General features: G+C 62.2%; 15 protein-coding genes. 4 read left to right on the forward strand and 11 right to left on the reverse strand.

The window, feature by feature from the left end; genetic code table 11:
- The first annotated feature begins 21 nt into the window (after positions 1-21).
- Positions 22-1,170 (forward strand): CaiB/BaiF CoA transferase family protein, encoded by a 1,149-nt coding sequence (locus ACVWSC_RS13990; protein ID WP_442114178.1) that lies wholly within the window; start codon positions 22-24, stop codon positions 1,168-1,170.
- Positions 1,171-1,247: 77 nt separating this feature from the next.
- On the opposite strand, the gene ACVWSC_RS13995 is transcribed toward ACVWSC_RS13990, so the two are convergent.
- The 7 genes from ACVWSC_RS13995 to ACVWSC_RS14025 all read right to left on the reverse strand — a co-directional run bounded on the left by ACVWSC_RS13995 (position 1,248) and on the right by ACVWSC_RS14025 (position 7,673).
- Positions 1,248-1,721 carry a MaoC family dehydratase gene (locus ACVWSC_RS13995; protein ID WP_442114179.1) on the reverse strand — a complete coding sequence of 158 codons (474 nt, stop codon included), beginning with the start codon at positions 1,719-1,721 and terminating at the stop codon, positions 1,248-1,250.
- 10 nt (positions 1,722-1,731) lie between these two features.
- The gene (locus tag ACVWSC_RS14000) at positions 1,732-2,898 is read right to left on the reverse strand and encodes an acyl-CoA dehydrogenase family protein (RefSeq protein ID WP_442114180.1); all 1,167 of its coding nucleotides are present in this window, start codon (positions 2,896-2,898) and stop codon (positions 1,732-1,734) included.
- Between the two features lie 26 nt (positions 2,899-2,924).
- Positions 2,925-3,506, reverse strand: a complete 582-nt coding sequence (locus ACVWSC_RS14005; RefSeq protein WP_442114181.1) for a DUF2889 domain-containing protein — start codon at positions 3,504-3,506, stop codon at positions 2,925-2,927.
- A 69-nt stretch (positions 3,507-3,575) separates the two neighbouring features.
- The gene (locus ACVWSC_RS14010; RefSeq protein WP_442114182.1) at positions 3,576-4,400 is read right to left on the reverse strand and encodes an SDR family NAD(P)-dependent oxidoreductase; all 825 of its coding nucleotides are present in this window, start codon (positions 4,398-4,400) and stop codon (positions 3,576-3,578) included.
- A 64-nt stretch (positions 4,401-4,464) separates the two neighbouring features.
- The gene (locus ACVWSC_RS14015) at positions 4,465-5,295 is read right to left on the reverse strand and encodes an SDR family NAD(P)-dependent oxidoreductase (protein WP_442114183.1); all 831 of its coding nucleotides are present in this window, start codon (positions 5,293-5,295) and stop codon (positions 4,465-4,467) included.
- A 21-nt stretch (positions 5,296-5,316) separates the two neighbouring features.
- Positions 5,317-6,504 carry a lipid-transfer protein gene (locus ACVWSC_RS14020; RefSeq protein ID WP_442114184.1) on the reverse strand — a complete coding sequence of 396 codons (1,188 nt, stop codon included), beginning with the start codon at positions 6,502-6,504 and terminating at the stop codon, positions 5,317-5,319.
- A 53-nt stretch (positions 6,505-6,557) separates the two neighbouring features.
- On the reverse strand, positions 6,558-7,673 hold the full coding sequence (locus ACVWSC_RS14025; protein ID WP_442114185.1) for a CaiB/BaiF CoA transferase family protein: 1,116 nt from the start codon (positions 7,671-7,673) through the stop codon (positions 6,558-6,560).
- Between the two features lie 318 nt (positions 7,674-7,991).
- Here ACVWSC_RS14025 and ACVWSC_RS14030 point away from each other — a divergent pair, with 318 nt between their 5' ends.
- Both ACVWSC_RS14030 and ACVWSC_RS14035 read left to right on the forward strand, forming a co-directional pair.
- Entirely contained in the window at positions 7,992-9,635 is a 1,644-nt protein-coding gene (locus tag ACVWSC_RS14030; RefSeq protein ID WP_442114186.1) for a hypothetical protein, read from the forward strand.
- A gap of 143 nt (positions 9,636-9,778) precedes the next feature.
- The gene (locus ACVWSC_RS14035) at positions 9,779-12,451 is read left to right on the forward strand and encodes a winged helix-turn-helix domain-containing protein (protein ID WP_442114187.1); all 2,673 of its coding nucleotides are present in this window, start codon (positions 9,779-9,781) and stop codon (positions 12,449-12,451) included.
- Positions 12,452-12,581: 130 nt separating this feature from the next.
- On the opposite strand, the gene ACVWSC_RS14040 is transcribed toward ACVWSC_RS14035, so the two are convergent.
- The gene (locus ACVWSC_RS14040) at positions 12,582-13,667 is read right to left on the reverse strand and encodes a Zn-dependent alcohol dehydrogenase (RefSeq protein WP_442114188.1); all 1,086 of its coding nucleotides are present in this window, start codon (positions 13,665-13,667) and stop codon (positions 12,582-12,584) included.
- Between the two features lie 51 nt (positions 13,668-13,718).
- Positions 13,719-15,131, reverse strand: a complete 1,413-nt coding sequence (locus ACVWSC_RS14045) for a coniferyl aldehyde dehydrogenase (protein ID WP_442114189.1) — start codon at positions 15,129-15,131, stop codon at positions 13,719-13,721.
- A gap of 339 nt (positions 15,132-15,470) precedes the next feature.
- On the opposite strand from ACVWSC_RS14045, the gene ACVWSC_RS14050 reads away from it, so the two are divergent.
- Positions 15,471-18,128, forward strand: a complete 2,658-nt coding sequence (locus ACVWSC_RS14050) for a winged helix-turn-helix domain-containing protein (RefSeq protein ID WP_442114190.1) — start codon at positions 15,471-15,473, stop codon at positions 18,126-18,128.
- A gap of 6 nt (positions 18,129-18,134) precedes the next feature.
- Here ACVWSC_RS14050 and ACVWSC_RS14055 read toward each other — a convergent pair whose 3' ends face one another.
- Both ACVWSC_RS14055 and ACVWSC_RS14060 read right to left on the reverse strand, forming a co-directional pair.
- Positions 18,135-18,782: a TetR/AcrR family transcriptional regulator gene (locus ACVWSC_RS14055; RefSeq protein ID WP_442114191.1), complete on the reverse strand. Its 648-nt coding sequence runs from the start codon at positions 18,780-18,782 to the stop codon at positions 18,135-18,137.
- Between the two features lie 12 nt (positions 18,783-18,794).
- A complete protein-coding gene (locus tag ACVWSC_RS14060) occupies positions 18,795-19,583 on the reverse strand; it encodes an enoyl-CoA hydratase/isomerase family protein (protein ID WP_442114192.1) in 789 nt (262 codons plus the stop codon).
- Positions 19,584-19,605: the final 22 nt, after the last annotated feature.

The following is a 19,605-nucleotide window of genomic DNA, read 5'->3' on the forward strand; positions in this document are numbered from 1 at the left end:
ACCATTTAGGACGACGTGACTATGGGCCCCTTGGCTGGCATTAAGATCATCGAACTGGCCGGGATAGGTCCCGGGCCAATGGCTGCCATGATGCTGGCGGATCTCGGCGCTACCGTGCTGCGCATCGAGCGCCGCGAGCCGGTGGAGCTCGGTGTGAGCAAACCCTTGAGGTACAACTTGACCCTGCGCAATCGCCAGGCAATCGCCCTGGACCTCAAAGACCCACAGGCGGTGCGCCTGGTGCTTGAACTGCTCAAAGACGCCGACGCCCTGATCGAAGGCTTTCGCCCCGGAGTTACCGAACGCCTGGGGCTGGGCCCCGACGAATGCCTCGCGGTCAATCCGCGCCTGGTGTATGGCCGCATCACCGGCTGGGGCCAGACCGGCCCACTGGCCAAGGCGGCCGGGCACGACATCAACTACATCGCACTGACCGGTGTGCTCAATGCAATCGGGCGTCAGGGGCAACTGCCCAGTGTACCCTTGGCGTTGCTGGGGGACATGAGCGGCGGTGCGCTGTACCTGACCATCGGCATGCTGGCGGCGATCCTCGAGGCACGCCAGTCCCGGCTTGGCCAGGTAGTGGACGCGGCCATCGTCGATGGCGCGGCGTCCATGGCCACCCTGTTCTACGGCCTCGCGGCCAGCGGCCAATGGCGTCCGGAGCGTGGCAGCAATGTGCTTGATTCGGGCGCCTACTTCTACGACGTCTACCCTTGCCGTGACGATTTGCTGGTCTCCATCGGACCGATCGAAGGACGCTTCCACGCCGACTTGCTGCGCTACCTGGAGATCGACCCGAGCGACATCGGCGAACAAAACGATCCACGCAACTGGCCCAAGGCCCGCGAATACTTCGCCCAGGCGTTTCGCCGCCGTGACCGCCAGGCCTGGTGCGAATTGCTCGAAGGTACCGATGTGTGCTTCGCGCCAGTACTGTCGTTTGAAGAGGCGCCGCAGCATCCGCATCTGCAAGCACGTGGCACCTTCATCGAGGTAGACGGTGTATCGCAACCGGCCCCCGCACCGCGTTTCAACCGTACGCCGCAAGCTCATCCCACAGCGCCCCAGGCAGCCACTTATGCGGGTATCGAGAGTGCCCTGGAAGGCTGGCTGAGCGGCGCCGATATCAGCCATTGGCGCGCGACCGGGGTGATGGGCAACGCCTGAACCATCGCCCACAGCGCGGTTGGGGCTGCCGACAACGGTAGCCCCAACAGGGTGTTCAGTCACGGATCGGCGCCTGATCACTCAGCGCGACGGCGCATCATGCGCAGCGGCGTGTACACCAGCACGGTTTCGCCGCGCTGGTTGACCACCGTGTTACGGGTGCGCACCAGCCCTCTGTCGCCCCTGGACGTCAAGCGGGACTCGATTACCTCGCATTCCACCCGCAGCGTATCGCCCACCAGGGTTGGCCCGTGCATCTGCAGCTCAGCGCCAAGAAACGCCAGACCTGCAGCCTGAAATGAGGACGATATCAGCCCCTCGGCGTAGGTGTAGACCAGCCCGCCCGGCACCACCCGCCCGGCAATTGCCATCTGGGCCCGGTCTTGTGGATCTGAATTGGTAAACAGTGCCTCGGTCAGCCAGGTCAGATTGGTGAAATTGACCAGGTCAGCCTCGGTCACGCTGCGCTTGCCGCTGCGAAAACAGGTGCCGACGCTCAGGTCGTCCCAATAGATATCCAGTTCAAGGGAAAGTGCCCTCGGGCTATTCATTGGGTGCTCCTCAGTAAGACTTGGGCAGGCCGAGTACTTTCTCGGCAATGAAGCAGAGAATCAGCTCACGGCTGACCGGGGCGATCCGCGGAATCAGCGCTTCGCGCAAATAGCGCTCGACGTGATACTCCTTGGCGTAGCCATAGCCACCGTGGGTCATTACCGCGGTCTCGCAGGCTTTGTAGCCGGCCTCGGCGGCCAGGTACTTGGCGGCGCCGGCTTCCACACCGCACTCCTCCTGGCGATCGAAGCGCGCGGCAGCGTGCAACGTCATCAGGTTCGCAGCCTCAAGTTCCATCCAGCGTTCAGCCAGCGGATGCTGGATCGCCTGATTGAGGCCGATCGGCCGATTGAACACTTCGCGCTCCTTGGCGTACTGAGTCGCACGGGCCAACGCGGCCCGGCCCAGGCCGACCGCCTCACCCGCCACCAGAATGCGCTCGGCGTTCATGCCGTGGAGGATGTAGCGGAAACCCTTGCCCTCCTCACCGATCAGATCGTCCTTGGGCACCCGCAGGCCGTCGATGAACACCTGATTGGTGTCGATCGCCTTGCGCCCCATTTTTTCGATCTCGTGGACTTCGATGAAACGCCGGTCGAAGTCGGTGTAGAACAGGCTCAAGCCCTCGGTCTTATTGCGCACTTCCTCCAACGGCGTAGTGCGCGCCAAGATCAGCATCTTCTCGGCCACGCTGGCGGTGGAAATGAACGTCTTCACGCCGTGCAGCACGTAGTGATCGCCATCGCGCACAGCACGGGTTTTCAATTGGGTGGTGTTGAGGCCGGTGTTGGGCTCGGTCACCGCGAAACACGTGCGGTGCTGCCCGGCGATCAGCGGCGGCAGCATGCGCTGTTTTTGCGCCTCGGTACCGAAGACCACCACTGGGTTGAGGCCGAAGATGTTCATGTGCACCGCGGAGGCGCCACTCATGCCGGCGCCGGATTCGGCGATGGCCTGCATCATTACGGTCGCTTCGGTGATGCCCAGCCCGGAGCCACCATAGGCTTCCGGAATACAGATTCCCAGCCAACCATCTTCGGCCAAGGCCTGGTGGAAATCGCTGGGAAATCCACCCAGACGGTCCTTTTCCAACCAATAGTCGGCGTCGAAACGCTCGCAGATGCGCAAAATGGCGTCACGTATTTCTCGGTGTTCAGGGGGCAGTTCAATTGTCATGGGACCTCCTCGCAATCACAGTGGGCTCAATGGGGTGTCGCATCGGGCAGGCCTTCGGGCCAGAGCAGCCGGACGGCTTCGCCTTCTTCGCGGTAGGCGTGGCAGGTACCAATCACCCAGGGCCGTACCGCAGGACGGCGCTGCTCGCCTCTGGCGGCACGTTCGCTGGCCTGGCGGCGATAGGTGGAAAACAGGGTCTGCATCGCGGTCTTGGCCATGCGCTCAAGCAGTTCGGTCATATGCGTACAGCCGCACACTCCGCCGACCACCGCCTTGACCGCCTTGATGAAGCCCGGTCCGATGCGCAACCCGGTCAAGTTCCGGTAAGCCGGAACCACGTCGGGGCAGAAGGGGCTGGCGCCGGTGGGCATGCGCGCCTCGATATGACGAATCAACAGGTCACTGTCGATGGTCATCACCAGGTGCATGTCGTGAATGTGGCCGCTGGGCGGTACGGGGTGGAACGGCAGGTCGGTAGCCGCGTTGGTCAGGTCTTGCAGACGTCCTTCGATATCGTAAAGGCCATCATCGCGAAGATAGCCCCGGCATTCGATCCAGCGGGTATGCAGCAAAGTACGTGCAGTGCTACGTGGCGTGCTGTTGGTCATATCAACTCCTGATAGGGCCGCGCCCTGCAAACACCGCCTGGCCTTTCCGGGCCAGGCGGCAAGGCAGCGTCAGCGCGGACCGCCAGCGCAGTACAGAACCTGACCGGAGCAGTAATCAGATTCCGGCAGGCAGAACAGCACCACAGAGCCTGCGGCTTCCTGCGCGGTACCCGGGCGGCCCAACGGGATCCCACTCTTGGCGCGCTCCACCAGCGCCTCGCTGATGCCGACCTTGATTTCGCGGCCCTCGATGCTCACCGTGGCGCTCTCGGTGCCGGAAAACGGTACGGTCAGACGGGTTTCGATATGGCCGAAAGCGATGCAGTTGACGTTGACTTTAAGGCGTCCCCACTCCTTGGCCAGGGTCTTAGTCATGCCCATGATGCCGGCCTTGGCCGAGGAGTAGTTGCTCTGGCCGACGTTACCGCCCGCAGCACCGGAGGAGATGTTGACAATCTTGCGCATGACCTGCCGGCCTTCGGCAGCTTCCTGCTTGGCGGCGGCACTGATGACCGGCTGTGCGGCCCGTAGGATCTGGAAGGGTGCGGTCAGGTGGCAGTCAATAATGGCGTGCCACTGCTCGTCGCTCATCTTCTGGATCACGTTGTCCCAGGTGTAGCCCGCGTTGTTGACGATGATGTCGATACCGCCGTAGCTGTCCACGGCGGTCTTGACGAAGCGTTCGGCGAAGTCCGGTGCGGTCACGCTACCGACGCAAGCGACAGCATCGCCGCCACTGGCGCGGATTTCAGCCACCACCTCTGCGGCTGGTGCGGCGTCAAGGTCATTGACCACCACCTTGGCGCCGTAGGCGGACAATTGCAGAGCGACTTCACGACCGATGCCACGGCCGGAACCGGTTACCAGCGCGACTTTTCCTTCAAGTTTTTTCATTGTTGTTGTCCTTGGATAGAGATGTCAGCCTGCGCTGGCGCAGGCTGGCCTTTTTGGCGTGGGCTCAGAAGCCACCGCGGCCACCGCCGCAGATGATGGTCTGGCCGCTGACGAAATTGGATTCGGGAATGCAGAACATGAACACCGAGCCCGCCGCTTCTTCCGGGGTACCGAAACGCCCCAACGGCGTGTCGCGATAGGCGGCGGCGATGCGGTCAGGATGAACGCCGACCTTGATGTCGCGGCCTTCGACCTGCACGGTTTTCTCTTCGGTGGTGGCCTGCGTCAGGCGTGTTTCAATGGCGCCGAATGCCACGCAGTTGACGTTGACATTCAACCGTCCCCACTCTTTGGCCATGCTTTTGGTCAGGCCGACCACGCCCGCCTTGGCGGCGGCATAGTTGGCCTGACCCGCCGCGCCCTGGGTCCCGGCGACCGAGGAGATGTTGACCACTTTGCGATACACCACTTCGCCAGCCTCGGCCTCGGCCTTACTGGCCTCGCGGATGTACGGATAGGCAGCGCGCAACAGCATGAACGGCGCTTTGAGGTGACAGTCGACTACCGCGTCCCACTGCTCATCGTTCATCTTCTGCACCACGTTGTCCCACGTGAAGCCGGCGTTGTTGACGATGATGTCAATGCGCTGGAAGGCTTCCAGGGCGGTTTTCACGCAGCCCTCGGCGAAGCCTGGTGCGACCACGTTGCCGCACCAGGCCACGGCCTCACCGCCCAGGGCCTGGATCTCGGCCACCACCTCGGCGGCCGGTGCCGGGTCAAGGTCGTTGACCACCACACGGGCGCCTTCGCTGGCGAACTTGAGGGCGATGGCGCGACCAATACCGCGGCCGGAACCGGTGACGATGGCGACTTTGCCTTGCAACTTCTGACTCATGCGTTGTCTCCTGTTGAACGATCAGTTGCGGCCATACAGGGTCACCACGCAGGCGCCCCCCAGGCCCAGGTTGTGTTGTAGGGCCAGGCGCGCATCGTCCACCTGGCGCCGATCGGCAGTGCCGCGCAGTTGGTGCGTCAGCTCATAGCACTGGGCCAGCCCCGTGGCGCCCAAGGGATGGCCCTTGCACAGCAAGCCGCCGGAAGGGTTGGTGACCACGCGGCCGCCGTAGGTGTTGTCGCCTTCCAGTACGAACTGTTCAGCCGTGCCTTCAGCGCACAGGCCCAGGGATTCATACGTCAGCAGCTCGTTGTGGGCGAAGCAGTCGTGCAATTCCACCACGTCGATATCGCGCGGCCCGACATCGGCCTGTTCGTACACCGCTTGCGCGGCCCGTTGAGACATACGGGTACCGACGAAGCCGATCATGGTCGGGGGGTCGAACGACTCCACTGGGTCGGTCGTCATGGCCTGGGCGAGAATCGCAACGTCAGTACGCAAGCCATGACGCCGGGCAAAAGCTTCAGTGCAGAGCACCGCCGCAGCGGCGCCGCAGGTGGGCGGACAGGCCATCATGCGGGTCATCACCCCGGGCCACATCAAGGTGTCATTCATGACTTCTTCGCTGCTCACCACCTTGCGAAACAGCGCCAGCGGATTGTTGGCCGCATGACGACTGGCCTTGGCGCGAATCGCGGCAAAGGTTTCCATCTTGGTGCCGTACTTGCGCATGTGTTCGCGGCCGGCACCGCCGAAGGTGATCAGGTTGCGCGGGATATCACCGGCATCGGCGCACAACTGGTCCTGAATCGGCAGATAGTCGCCCCGGGGCAATGGCCGATCGGGGAAGTTGGAACGGGTGGCGCCTGGCTGCATCTGCTCGAAGCCCACGGCCAGCGCGCACTCCACCGCGCCGCTTTGCACCGCCTGGCGCGCCAGGTAAAGGGCACTGGAACCACTGGCGCAGGCGTTGTTAACGTTGAACACCGGGATCGCACTGCGGCCGATACGGTAGAGCACCGCCTGACCGCAGGTCGTATCGCCGTAGACATAACCGGCAAATGCCATCTGTACCTTGGCGTAATCCAGGCTCGCGTCTTTGAGGGCCAGGCGCACGGCATCGGCCCCCATGTCGATGTAACTGGGGCTGGCGCCCGGCTTGCTGAAGGGGATCATGCCGACCCCGGCCACCACTACGTTGTTGCTCATGGAATAACTCCGGACTGTGGCGCGGTGCCGCCGCGCGATGGGCAAACAGAGCTTCAGGCTTCCCAGGCTGCCGCCAGGTCGCCACGTGCAAGCGCGGCCATGACGCTGCTGGTGTGTTCGCCGCGACTGGGAACGGGCCCGGGGATTTTTACTTGGTTATCGAAACGTGGTGCGGGAGCGGTTTGTAGCAGACCGTCACGCTCGAAATACACCCCGCGTTCAACCATGTGCGGGTGGTCTGCGGCTTCGCGTGGGCTAAGTACCGGGGCGAAACATACATCGCTGCCTTCGAGCAACTCGCACCAGGCGGCGCGGCTGCGGCTGGCAAAAATCTCGGCCAGGTATTCGCGCTGTTGCGGCCATTGTCTGGCGTCCCACTGCCGGCTAAAACGCGGTTCATCCGTCAGCCCGAGCTTGTCCAGCAGCAACGCGTAAAATTGCGGTTCCATGGAACCGAGGGCGATGTACAAGTCATCGGCGCAGCGGTAGGTAGCATAGAAATGCGAGCCGTCATGCACGCTGGCGCCGCGTTCGTCTCGCAGCAGCCCACGCCCCCGCAAGGCATTCATCAGTTGCATCATGTGCGCCGAGCCGTCGACGATGGCGGCATCCACCACCGTGCCGCGCCCTGTGGCACGCGCACTGAGGATGCCGGCCAGCAGGCCAACGGCGAGGTACAACGCGCCACCGCCGATGTCACCAATCAGGGTAATCGGTGCCGACGGCGCCTCGCCTGCGGTGCCGCTGTGGTACAGCGCCCCGGACAAGGCAATGTAGTTGTTGTCGTGGCCGGCAGCCTTGGCCATGGGGCCAGATTGCCCCCAGCCGGTCATGCGCCCATAGACCAGACGCGGATTACGGGCCAGGCACTCCTGCGGCCCCAGGCCCAAGCGCTCCATCACCCCGGGGCGCATGCCCTCGACCAAGGCGTCGGCCCCCTCGATCAGCTTCAACAGGGTTTCCCGGCCTTCAGCGGTCTTGAGGTCGGCCACCACCGAGCGCTTGCCGCGGTTCAAGGGATTGAGCGTGGCGTTAGCTTCACCGGTGATGGACACCGAGGCTTCACGCTCGACAGCGATTACATCCGCCCCCAGGTCGGCCAGGTGCATGGCGCAAAACGGGCCGGGGCCAATACCGCAGATTTCGACGACTTTGATACCGCTGAGCATGTGCATCCCTCATGAAGCGTGGGCGATACAGCACCCCGTTGTAGGTGACACTCACGGTAACAAGTCGAAACATCCAAGCTCAGCCACCCTTGCTGGGGGGCGACAGCGCTGGCGAAGGGTGCCCCCCACCGTGGGGGGCCGACGCTGCGGGTAGTCATTTGTATGGTCGAGGTGGCAATGCATAAGTGCTCCACCCTGTGGCGCACCGAGAACCCCATCGACAACAAGAGAACAATGAAGATGAAAGCTGCTTGCTCCCGCCTTAGCCTACTGGCGACTTGCCTTACTCTGCCCTTGCTCGCCGGTGCCCAGGAACAGATGCCACCGTCCAATCCCTATCTGGCCCAGTCGTACAACAACCAGACGCACTGGAATGATGGCGCATCGGACAGTACTGACATCGCCGTCGCCCACGGTTCGTTCAAAGTGACCCCCGATTCCTACCGGGTGGTGCCCAACGAGTCCACCGGCCTGATGCAGTTCTATGACAAGGTGAATGGTACGGATGTCTATTGGTATTGGGCGGGCTTCTCACTGCGCAAGCTAAAGATTGAAGATGATCTGCGCATTACCGAAATCGCTCGTGTCGACTTGCCGGTTACCCTGCCGAACTACCGGCAGATCACTTCTGAGCAGCGACTGGAGCAAGCGGCGCAAACTCGCAAGTATCTTGAAGCTGCCGATGAGAAAGGTCTGCTGACTTACATGCAGGGCCAACCCAACCGCATGGTCACTGCCACGACCGATCAGGTATTGAACGGTAGCATCTACGCGCTGCTGACCCGTGAAAACGCCTTCATCGGTGCTAGCGGACGCCAAGTGTTTCGCATCGATCAGGATGATTCGAAAAACGCCACTTCGGGCATGCACCTCAGCAGCCAGGTCACGCTGCCCAAAGAGCTGTTCAGCGACGCGAAGATCAAGAAGGCGCTGGGCCTGCCTGCCGACGTGACCTTTGGCATGGGGATGACCGCGAACGGTTTTCTGGTGATAAATACCATGGGCGGTACTGTCGCCACCCTCGACCGCAATAGCCTGGCACTAATCGACAGCTACCAGGTAGAAGGGACCGACGAAGTGTTCCTCAACTCCTTCGCCACCGGTCCGGAACTTGAGGGGGGGGCGGTTTATGTTGCATCGAACCAGAACATGTACCGCCTAGCAGTAGACGCGAAAGGCAAGATTCACGCGGATGAAAGCAGCGGAGCCTGGAAGGCCGCCTATGATCGCGGCGTTCTTTTCGACGCGGTGAAGATCGCCGATGGCACCGGTGCCACCCCCACCCTGATGGGCTTCGGCCCGGACGAAGACAAGTTGGTGGTTATCACCGACGGTGCCAAGAAAATGCGTCTGGTGGCCTTCTGGCGTGACGGTATTCCGGCTGGCTGGAAGCAGAAGCCGGGTACCCTTTCGGCACGTATCGCCGACCAGAAGGAAGTGGACGTCGGCGCGGGCATCGATACCGTACAATCCGAACAGTCGGTAGCGGTGTACAGAAACTACGCTTTCGTGGTTAACAACATCCCTGCGCAACCCAAGCCCACCGAGGTCAAGTCGAACTACTACGTGACGCTGCTCAATGGTGTCACCCGGCCAATGCCTCAGGGTGTCGCCATGCTCAAGTGGGACAGCGCCAAGGACGCGTGGAGCCAGCAGTGGGCCCGCAGCGACGTCAGCTCGATCTCCGTGGTGCCGATGATCAGCGGTGGCGGCCACATGGCCATCATCAATGGCTTCTACACCCAGCACCCAGGCCAGGGTTATCACATTGGCATGGACCTGGACAGCGGCAAGACCACTCTGGAAATCGCCTCCGGTAGCGATCCTGTGTTCAACGGCATGTATGCACCGGTAAAAGTCGACCGTCAGGGCCGCCTGATGTATGGCATGGCCTTCGGCCTGGTACTGATGGACACCTCGCGCATGGAGAAAGTGAAGCCCACCGAGCTGTCGCAGCGCTGACTCGCAGCGCCCCTGGCAGTTTGCACCCGCGCACCACTGCCAGGGGTCGGCGCCGTAACACACCTGACAAGTGTGGATATCCCAGAATAACGAGACGGCGTCCGCTCCATGGGCGAGGCGCCGCCCCAAGAGGTACACAGAATATGCCCGCCCTCCTGCCGAGTCTCAATGCCGATCCGCGCCCCCTGCCCCGCGCTACGTCCATCAAGTTCGCACCGCCTGCGCTCAGCGCCGGCCAGTTGGCCCGACCGAGACTGCTGGAGCAACTGACTGGCAGCACAACCGCCCGCCTGATTCTGATCCGTGCCGCAGCAGGTTTCGGCAAGACCACGTTGCTACGCCAGTACCACAGCCATCGATTGGCGCAGGGCGAGACCAGCCTGTGGATGAACCTAAACGCTGCCGACAATGATCTGCAACGTTTCGTTGCTACCTTGGGCGAGGCCTTGTACGGGCTGTACGGGTTCGATCGCGCAGTACGTGACCCCCAAGACTTGCTGGACCAACTGATGGTGCTGGGCGAACCGTTTGCACTGCTGCTGGACGAGTTCGAGGTCTTGCACAATGCCGAAGTACTCGGCTTCATTCAACAAATGCTCGGTGTGCTACCTAACGGTTGCTTGCTAACCATCGCTTCGCGGTCTGTGCCCGGTATCGGCCTGGGACGCCTGCGTGGCCGAGGGCAATTGCTGGAAATCCGCCCCGACGACTTACGTTTCACCTACGAAGAGACACAGCGCTTTCTTTGCGAAAAACGCAGCCTGCCACTGTGCGACGAAAATGTGCGCGCCCTTCACCGGCGCACCGATGGCTGGATCACTGGCCTCTATCTGGCCAGTTTGTCCCTGACCAGCCGCGATGATCACGCTGCGTTCATTGAGTCCTTCTCCGGCTCCCACCTGGAGCTGGCAGAGTACCTGGCCGAGGACGTGCTCGCTCGGCAGACCGCCGAGTGCCGCGACTTTCTGTTGCTGTCGAGCATCCCGGAGCAATTCTGTCCGGCGTTGTGCAATGCCTTGAGCGGCCGCGACGACGGGCAGGCTATGATCGAGCAGCTTGAACGCGCCAACCTGTTCCTTACCTCGGTCGACGGTACTCAGCGCTGGTACCGCTACCACCCCTTGTTCGCCAGTTTCCTGCGGGTTGCACTGCAACGTCAGGACCCGCAGCGGATTACTCACTTGCACGATGTCGCTGCTCGCTGGTTCCTTGAGCAAAACCAGCCAATCCCCGCCATCGAGCATCTGTTCCAGGCCGGTCATGAAGACGAGGCAGCCCAAAGCATCAACCAATATCTGAATACCCTGCTTGGCATCGGCCGCACCAACCTGCTGCTGCGCTGGCTGGACCGCTTTCCGGCGTCGACTCTGGCCCGCTATCCGGCCATGGGCCAGGCCTATGCTCTGCTGCTAGCGCTGACCAGCCGCTTCCAGGACGCTGCACGTGTCGCCGAGCGACTGGCCGACCAGTATGCCTACGTGCCCGAAGCAATCTATTGCCTGCACTTGGGGGTCCTCGACCAGGTGGATGAGTTGTGCCAACGCGGACCGCGAGTCCTCGCGCGCATACCCGACGACAATTTGCATCTGTACGTCGCCCTATCCCACTGCCTGACCGCAGCACTGCTCTCGAGTGGCCAACATGAAGAAGCCAGCCGTTTGATGTCCACCGCGATGCAACGTGAAGCGCAAGTGCATCGGGGCTTCATGGGCTACACCTTCAACGTCAACGAAGGCATCATGGACCTGATCCAAGGCCGCTTGGGCAGCGCCATGACACGCCTGGGCAGCATGCGCAGCACGCCACGCCACGATCGCATCGGCAAACCCCACGAGACACTATTGGCGCTGGATGTGTTGCTGGCTTTGGTGCATTACGAACGTGGTGAACGAGAAGAGAGTGAGCGCCTGTTGCTGCATTGCCTGCCATTCGCCAAGCAGGTCAGTTCTCCAGATCTACAGATCTCCAGCCATGTTCTCTGCGCGCGTCTGGCCCTGCGCCGGGGCGATCGCCATGGCTGGCTTCGCAATCTGGTCGACCTGCAGCACCTGGGCGAGCGATGCGACTCCCAGCGGATGCGTTGCGCTGCCTGGCTGGAGCGCGCACGCGTTGCCACGCTCGAACAGCAGCTCGACGGTGCCGCCCAGGCCTTGCGCAATGCCGAACAACTGGCCGACTGGGATCGCCCCGGCTTCAGTAAGTTCAGCACCGACAGCGACACCCTTGGCATCGCCCGCCAGCGCCTGCGTATTGCCCAGGGTGAGCACCTCGCTGCTGTGCGCGCGCTGCGCCCAGCGCTAGAAACAGCCTTGCACTGGCAGCATCAACGTCGAGCGCTGAAGCTGCGCCTGTTACTGGCGCTTGCCCTTGAGGGACTGGGACAACGTCAGGAGGCCTTAGAAACACTCAGCCAGGCGCTGGTCCTGGCTAGCCAGGAGGGGTTCGTCAGTACTTTCTGCGAAGAGGGTGAACGCCTGCATGCCTTGTTGCAGAGCTGGGCCATTCAGCAACGCAACGGTGGTCGCCAATCCGGAATGCAATGCGCTTTTGTCGCGGAGCTGCTGCGTCACATGGTCAGCAATAGTCCCACCCTGCCTGTCTCGACGACGCTGGTCGTGTCCTCGTTGTTGACCGAGCGTGAGTCGCAAGTATTGCGCCTGCTGGCTGCAGGACACCGGAACAAAGTCATCGCAGCCAAGATTTTTCTCTCCGAATGCACTGTTAAATCTCATCTGCAGAAGATTTACGCCAAACTGGAGGTCAGTGGCCGTACCGAAGCCTTGGCCTCAGCCCGCCAACATGGCTGGATTGATTGAACGCTAGCGTCCGTTCCGCCAAGCCTCCTGGGCCGAGGCCTTGAGCGGATCCTGAACAGCGACATCCGCGTTACGAAAAAGCGGTCGACGCGAGCATGACCATAGCCTGCTCACGCCGACCGCCAAAGTCTTACTGATCGAAGACAATCACCGAACGTGCCAGCTCGCCACGACGCAGTTCATCGAAGCCTTCGTTGATCTGCTCCAGGCGGATCCGCTGAGAGATCAGTTGGTCGAGCTTCAGACGACCCTGCATGTAGAAATTGACCAGGTTTGGCAGATCCACCGGGAAGCGGTTGGAACCCATGAACGAACCCTGGATACGGCGTTCATGCAGCAGCGCGTAGGGGTCGATATCCAAACGCGTGCCGGGCTTGAGCATCCCGATAATAGTGGCCGTACCCCCGCGGGCGAGCATACCGAAAGCTTGCTCGGCGGTCTGCTTGAGACCAATACATTCGAAGGCATGATGCACACCGCCGCGTGTCAGCTCCAGCACCTGCTGCACCGGATCACCGTTGTTCGGGTTCACCAGGTCGGTGGCGCCAAATACGCGGGCCAGCTCCAGCTTCGAGTCGAGCTTGTCCACGGCAATGATGCGGCTGGCACCAGCGAGCGCTGCACCATTGACCGCCGACAGCCCGATACCGCCGCAGCCGATGATTACCACGGTGTCGCCTGGGCGCACCTTGGCGGTGTTGAACACTGCGCCAGTGCCGGTGGTGACCGCACAGCCCAACAGTGCTGCACGGTCCAAAGGCATGTCGCGGTTAATCGCCACCAGCGCGTTCTCATGGACCAGCATCTGCTCGGCATAGGCTGAAAGATTGACGAACTGCACCATCGGCTTCTGTGCCAGGGACAACCGCGGCGCCTCCTCCGGCCCACGCTTGGTTTCCGGGGACACGCACAGAGACAAGTGGCCAGTGACACAATGCGCGCAGTGGCCACAGAACGCCGACAGGCACGTCACAACATGGTCACCCGGCTTGACGGTATGAACATCGGAACCTACCGCTTCGACGACGCCGGCGGCCTCATGGCCCAGCACCACTGGCGCTGGAAACGGGTACAGACCATCGACAAAGTGCAGATCGGAATGGCACATGCCGACGGCGACGGTGCGCACCAGGACCTCGCGCGGACCGGGCTTACCAATGCTCACCTGTTCAATGGTCAATGGGCTGCCCGGTTTATGGAACACAGCTGCTTTCATGGTTCACCTCAAGTTGGAGTGGGCGAAGCAGGCTTCCTGCCTCGCGCAGGGTCAGCGCTGGATCAGGGAACAGATGAGTTGACGGGTTTGCTCACTGAAGGGAGGGCGCATGACGTCCGGGCCGTCAGCGGCCCGCAGTACCGCCTTGGCATGGCTGAAGGTCTTGAAACCGTCGAAGCCGTGGTAGCAGCCCATGCCGCTGGGGCCGACACCGCCGAATGGCAGGGTATCGACCCCGGCATGCTTGAGCGCATCATTGATGGTCACACCACCGGAACAGGTACGGTTGATGACCTGTGCTTCTTCGGCGGCATCGTTGCCGAAGTAGTACAACCCCAGTGGGCGTGGGCGCGCATTGATATAGGCCAGCGCCTCATCGAAGGTCTGGTACGGTTTGATCGGCAACAGCGGACCGAAGATCTCCTCCTGCATGACCTGCAGTTCGTCGTGCGGATCGATCAGCAGGGTCGGTACCAGTTTGTGGTGTGGCTGGCCATTGAAGTCTTCGTCGGCGGGGTTCAACGCCACCAGTTCCACACCTGCGGCTCGCGCCTCGTCCAGATAGCCGCACAGGCGCTGGTAGTGGCGGGCATTGATCACCGAGGTGTAGTCAGGGTTGTCCAACAGTGTTGGGAACAGCTGGGCCACTATCGTGCGGGCGCAGGTTACGAAGTCGGCGACGCGTTCCTGCGGCACCAGAACGTAGTCCGGGGCCAGGCAGATCTGCCCGGCGTTCTGCAGTTTTGCGGTGATTATTTTGGTAACCACCGTTTTCAAATCGGCAGAGCGCGATACCAGGGTCGGTGACTTGCCACCCAGCTCCAGGGTCACTGGCACCAGATTCTCGGCAGCGGCGCGCATCACCTGACGGCCAATGTTGCTCGCACCGGTAAACAGCAGATGGTCGAACGGCAGACTACAGAACGCCTGGCCGACGTCGGCCCCACCGGAGATCACCACCACTTCACCGTCTGGATAAGCCTCGGCCACCAGGCGCACAAACAGCGCCGAAGTCTTCGGGTTGAACTCAGACACTTTGATCATCACCCGGTTGCCAGCCGCCAGGGCGTCGGCCAGGCCGCCGAAAATCATCACCCCCGGGAAGTTCCATGCAGTGACGATACCCACCACGCCCAGGGGCTGATACTGGACCCAGGCGTCGCCGCGATTGCTCGCACGTGCTTCCGGCTCCATCCACTGGGCAAGGTTGGCTTTGGCATATTTAAGCGATGCCAACGGGCTGAGAACATCGTAGATTCGGGACAAATCCTGACTGCGGTGACCGAAATCCTCGGTCAAGGCATCGATGATCGCCGCCTGGTGATCAACCAGAAGTCCGATGGCACGATCAATCAGAGCTATACGCTGCTCTGCACTCCAGGGGTCGCTGTTCAGGCTGGCTTGGCGCTGTTGCTGCAGAATCGCGCGTAAGGCGTCGTCGTGCAGAGATTCGTTCATGGTCATCTCAGGGCTCCTCGGTCAAGGCGCTAGGCCCAGGGGCTGGCCTCAGTGGTGTGAGCGCGGGCGGTAGCTAAAGCGCCGCCGCACAGGTGTCCGTCGATACTAGGAACGCCTGCAAGGGAGCGGCGACAGCCAAAGGGAGGACAACAGGAGGGTTTTGCACCTGGTTCAAACGAACCATGGGTAGGCGTAATCTCTGGGTAGGCCGCGGCCCACCCCGCTCGCACGCGCCGCAGGGATATATGTCGACCGCCCGTACACACTTGCGGCGGACGGCCCACACTGTTCTCGGCGCAGACGCTCGGCAATAATGCTGCCCTTGATCCTTCACTGGAGAACCTCGTGACCCGTGCCAGGAGCGTCCCCCCTCTTCTCGACTTCATTGTCGATCCCGCGGCGCTGCTCAGCGATGGCCCGTCGGTGCCCAGCTCGCCATTCAAATTCAGTGAACCGGCGGCCAGTGCAATCCATCTCCCTCGTGACGCCTTGCTCGCTCATCTGGGCCATGTCCGGCCTCGGTTGCTGGTGGTCTGCGCGCCAGCCGGGTTTGGCAAAACGACCTTCCTGCTGCAGTACCACCAACAGTGCCTGAACGAAGGGCGTGATGTCCTCTGGTGCAACGTCGATGTCGCCGACAACGACCTCGGGCATTTTCTCCAGGTCTTCGGCAGCCAGCTGGCGCACGTGTGGGGCCTGCTTCACACACCGCTGACGGCAAGCGAACTGCTGGCTTGCATCAGCCAACGCGAAAAAGCCTTTACCCTGATCCTCGACGAGTTCGAAGTGCTCGACAATCCGGCGCTGCTGGCGTTCATCCAGCACCTGCTGGACACCTTGCCTGCCCATGGCACCCTGGTCATTGGCTCGCGTCGTGTACCTGAGCTCAATCTCGGTCGCCTACGGGCACGCGGGCAGGTACAGGAGATAAGCCAAGGCGCCTTGCGCTTCAGCCTTGAAGAAGCCAAACGCTACATCCGCTTATGCTGCGCGCTGCACCTGAGCGATGACGACGTTGCCCGGCTGCTCGCGCGTACCGAAGGCTGGATCACCGCACTGTACCTGGCGACCCTGTCTTTGCGCTGGCAAGAGGATGCCAGTGCTTTTATCGACGCCTTCAGCGGCAGCCACCTCGAGGTGGCCGAGTACCTGAGCGAGGACTTACTGATGCGCCAGGACCCCGAAATCCGTGACTTCCTTCTGGACACCTGCATGCTCGACGCGTTCTGCGCGCCGTTGTGTGACGCCGTCACCGGGCGCGACGACAGCCAGGCGCAGATAGAGCGCCTGCTGAGGGACAACCTCTTTGTGCTACCCATGGACCATTGCCAGCACTGGTACCGCTATCACCCGCTGTTTGCCAGCTTCCTTCGTAGCCTGACGCAGCCGGCGCAGACCCAGCAGGGGCACTCGCGAGCCGCGCGCTGGTACCAGCAACAGGGCCGCTACGAACCCGCGATGGAGCACTTGTTCGCCGCCGATGAGACCGCACAGGCAGTGAGCCTGCTGGCCGCCCATGCCGGTACCTGGATGCTTGGCGGTCATGCGCGGATGCTGCTGTCGTACCTGCAACGCCTCCCGGAAAGCATCTTCAACGCACAGCCCGAACTGGGCATGGTGTACATCTGGTCGCTCCTCCATGCCCGCCGCCTTGCAGACGCCGAGCGCCTGATCGCGCATCCGGGGCTGGCCGCACGCGCCAGCATCGCCAAGGTGCAATGGCTGGCGCTGAGTGACCGCATGGAAGACGCCTATGTTGCGGGCCTGGCCCAGCTGGATAGCCTGAGCGCAAAAACGGACGACCCTGCCTATGCGCAGGTCGCCTACTACCTTTCGTATTGCATGATCTGCACTGGCCGCTTCGACCAGGCCCGCGCGCTGCTGGCCAAATTGCCGCGCCAGCCGGGTTACCTGCGCAACGGAGCCGACAGTCTGGAATCGTTGCTGGACCTGCATCAAGGGCAACTGGACAGCGCTCTTTCGCGCCTGCGTGTCACCGAGCAGGAGAACCTGCGCCTGAACGAGCATGCGACCACGTCGATGCAGACGTGCCTTGCCTTGCTCCTCTATGAAAACGACCAGTTGAGCGAAGCTAGGCAACGCCTGGAGCAGGTGCTGCCGCAGATCAAAGAGTTGAGTTCCCCGGACGCCTTGATCAGCGCCCATGTGCTGTTGGCACGCATGGCCGCGCTGGACGGCGAACATGACACCTGGATGCGCTACCTGACACAACTGGAACAGTTCGGGCACCAGAGCGGCTCATTGCGCATGGTCTGCTCTGCCTGGCTGGAACGTGCCCGCCAGGCTACCCATGCCGGGCACTTCGACACCGCCCGGCACGCCTTGCGTTCGGCTGAACAGGTGGCTGATTGGGCGGACTCCAGCGTGTGCTTCTACGCCAACGAAGTGGATACGCCCTTCATCGCCCGCCAGCGCCTGGCCATTGCACTGGGCCAGCCCCAAGCGGTAACCGAGGTGCGCGAAGCCCTGACACAAGCACGTCGCGAACAGCGTCTGCGTCGCGCACTGAAGCTGCAGTTGTTGCTGGCCATGGCCCAGAATGCCATCGGCGAACATCGGGAGGCGCTCGATGAACTCAGCATGGCATTGCGCTTTGCCAGCCAGGTCGGCTTTAAGCGCAGTTTTCTCGACGAGGGGCCGGCGCTTGGGGCATTGTTGGAGCGTTGGACGGTAACCCTATATGGGCAGGAACAGACGCTTTCGATCGCACCAGATTTCCTACCCGCGCTCCAAGCCCGCCTGTCGTTAACAACGCCCGCTAGCAACGCCGAGGCAGCCCTCCCCCAGGCCGGGCTGACCACACGTGAGCTGCAGGTTGTACGCTTGCTGGCCAAGGGTTACCGCAACCGGGAAATCGCCGAAAAGCTGTTTCTTTCCGAACTTACGGTCAAGTCTCACCTGCGCCGGGTCAACGCCAAGCTCGGCGCCCAAGGCCGGACCGAAGCGCTGGCGATCGCCAGGCAGCGGGGTCTGCTGGATTGAACGGGATCAACGCGGCACCACTGCCAGCGCCGCGTTGACGAAATCGAGCATCTGCCGGTGCACAGCGACCAGTTCGATGCTCACCGGGTCGAGCAGGTGTTGCAACATCACGCCACGCAAGGTTGCGAGGATCAGCGTGGCCCCGGCCGAGGCATCGACATTGCGGCGAATGTCGTCGCTGGCAATGCCCGTGCGGATGTGCGATGCCAGGTAGTCGTGCACCGAGCGGTTATAGTCAGCAAGAATTTCACGAGTCTCAGCATCCTCAGTTACTGCTTCGGCCATCAGCGCCAGCAGCGCGCGGGTATTAGTCCAATCGCCTGCGTCGCGACCCAGATAGACACCAACGAAGCCAAGCAAAGCATCCAGCCCAGGTTGCCGGCACGGTAACTCGATCTCCACCAGGTCCATGAAGTTGCGATTGACGTAGGCCGCCAGGGCACGTAACAGGCCTGCCTTGCTGCCGAAATGATGAGCCGCCAGGCCGCGGCTATAACCGGCCTCCTCACCGACTTCGGCCAGGGTCATACCGACCCAGCCCTTGCGCGCAACAATCTGCCGTGCGGCCTCCAGCAGGCGGCGCTCGGCATCGGCGCGGCGCTCCGTCTGGGTTCTGCGGCTAGCGTGACTGCTAGGTGAAGTGGCATCGGTCATGGACATTCCTCGTTACTGGCCGGTGAATACAGGCAAGCGCCGCTCAGCCATCGCGCGGTTGCCTTCAGCGAAGTCGGCGGTGACGATTTGCCACTCCTGCTCGCTGGCCTCGCGATCGATCACGGCGTCCACCGCATCGGCCAGGCCCGCGCGTAGTGTCTCACGACTGGACATTACCGCCAGCGGTGAGCACTGGGCAATTTCCCGCGCCAGCGCCAGCGCCGCCTCACGCTCACCGCCAACGTCCGCCAGCACATCGGCAAGACCGATGCGCACCGCTTCGCGACCGTCAATTCGCCGCCCGGTAGCGATCAACAACGACGCCATCTGGATCCCCACGACGCGCGGCAGGGTCACGGAAATACCAAACCCCTGGTGGATGCCCAGGCGATTGAAGTTCGCGCAGAAGCGCGCTTTCTCGCTGGTTACCCGGTAGTCGCCCACCAGTGCCAGGCCCAGGCCGCCGCCAACCGCGGCACCTTCGACCACAACAATCAGCGGCTTGCGCGTGCGGAACAGGCGCACCGCGTACTTGTACAACTGTCGGGGAAAACTCGGCTCGCGGGTATGCGCGGTGCCGTTGAAGTCGGCCCCGGCGCAGAACGTCTTGCCCGCTGCCTGCAACACCACAACCCGGCACTCCGGCAACTGATCGAGGTATTCGAGAGCCGCGACCAGGTCCTCGATCAGGGCCTGGTCGAAGAAATTTAACGGCGGGCGGCTGAACTCCAGTACTGCCACATGCCCTTGCAGGGCAAGCTCAAGTCCATGACCGGGATTGAAGGGCACAACGGCTGACATGAGGAACTCCTTAAATAGAAAT

This window comes from Pseudomonas sp. NUPR-002 (assembly GCF_056322725.1).

Coding starts and splice junctions, on each gene's coding strand:
- ACVWSC_RS13990 (WP_442114178.1), top strand. CDS start 22: ATGGGCCCCTTGGCTGGCATTAAGATCATCGAACTGGCCGGGATAGGT.
- ACVWSC_RS13995 (WP_442114179.1), bottom strand. CDS start 1,721: ATGAATAGCCCGAGGGCACTTTCCCTTGAACTGGATATCTATTGGGAC.
- ACVWSC_RS14000 (WP_442114180.1), bottom strand. CDS start 2,898: ATGACAATTGAACTGCCCCCTGAACACCGAGAAATACGTGACGCCATT.
- ACVWSC_RS14005 (WP_442114181.1), bottom strand. CDS start 3,506: ATGACCAACAGCACGCCACGTAGCACTGCACGTACTTTGCTGCATACC.
- ACVWSC_RS14010 (WP_442114182.1), bottom strand. CDS start 4,400: ATGAAAAAACTTGAAGGAAAAGTCGCGCTGGTAACCGGTTCCGGCCGT.
- ACVWSC_RS14015 (WP_442114183.1), bottom strand. CDS start 5,295: ATGAGTCAGAAGTTGCAAGGCAAAGTCGCCATCGTCACCGGTTCCGGC.
- ACVWSC_RS14020 (WP_442114184.1), bottom strand. CDS start 6,504: ATGAGCAACAACGTAGTGGTGGCCGGGGTCGGCATGATCCCCTTCAGC.
- ACVWSC_RS14025 (WP_442114185.1), bottom strand. CDS start 7,673: ATGCTCAGCGGTATCAAAGTCGTCGAAATCTGCGGTATTGGCCCCGGC.
- ACVWSC_RS14030 (WP_442114186.1), top strand. CDS start 7,992: ATGCCACCGTCCAATCCCTATCTGGCCCAGTCGTACAACAACCAGACG.
- ACVWSC_RS14035 (WP_442114187.1), top strand. CDS start 9,779: ATGCCCGCCCTCCTGCCGAGTCTCAATGCCGATCCGCGCCCCCTGCCC.
- ACVWSC_RS14040 (WP_442114188.1), bottom strand. CDS start 13,667: ATGAAAGCAGCTGTGTTCCATAAACCGGGCAGCCCATTGACCATTGAA.
- ACVWSC_RS14045 (WP_442114189.1), bottom strand. CDS start 15,131: ATGACCATGAACGAATCTCTGCACGACGACGCCTTACGCGCGATTCTG.
- ACVWSC_RS14055 (WP_442114191.1), bottom strand. CDS start 18,782: ATGACCGATGCCACTTCACCTAGCAGTCACGCTAGCCGCAGAACCCAG.
- ACVWSC_RS14060 (WP_442114192.1), bottom strand. CDS start 19,583: ATGTCAGCCGTTGTGCCCTTCAATCCCGGTCATGGACTTGAGCTTGCC.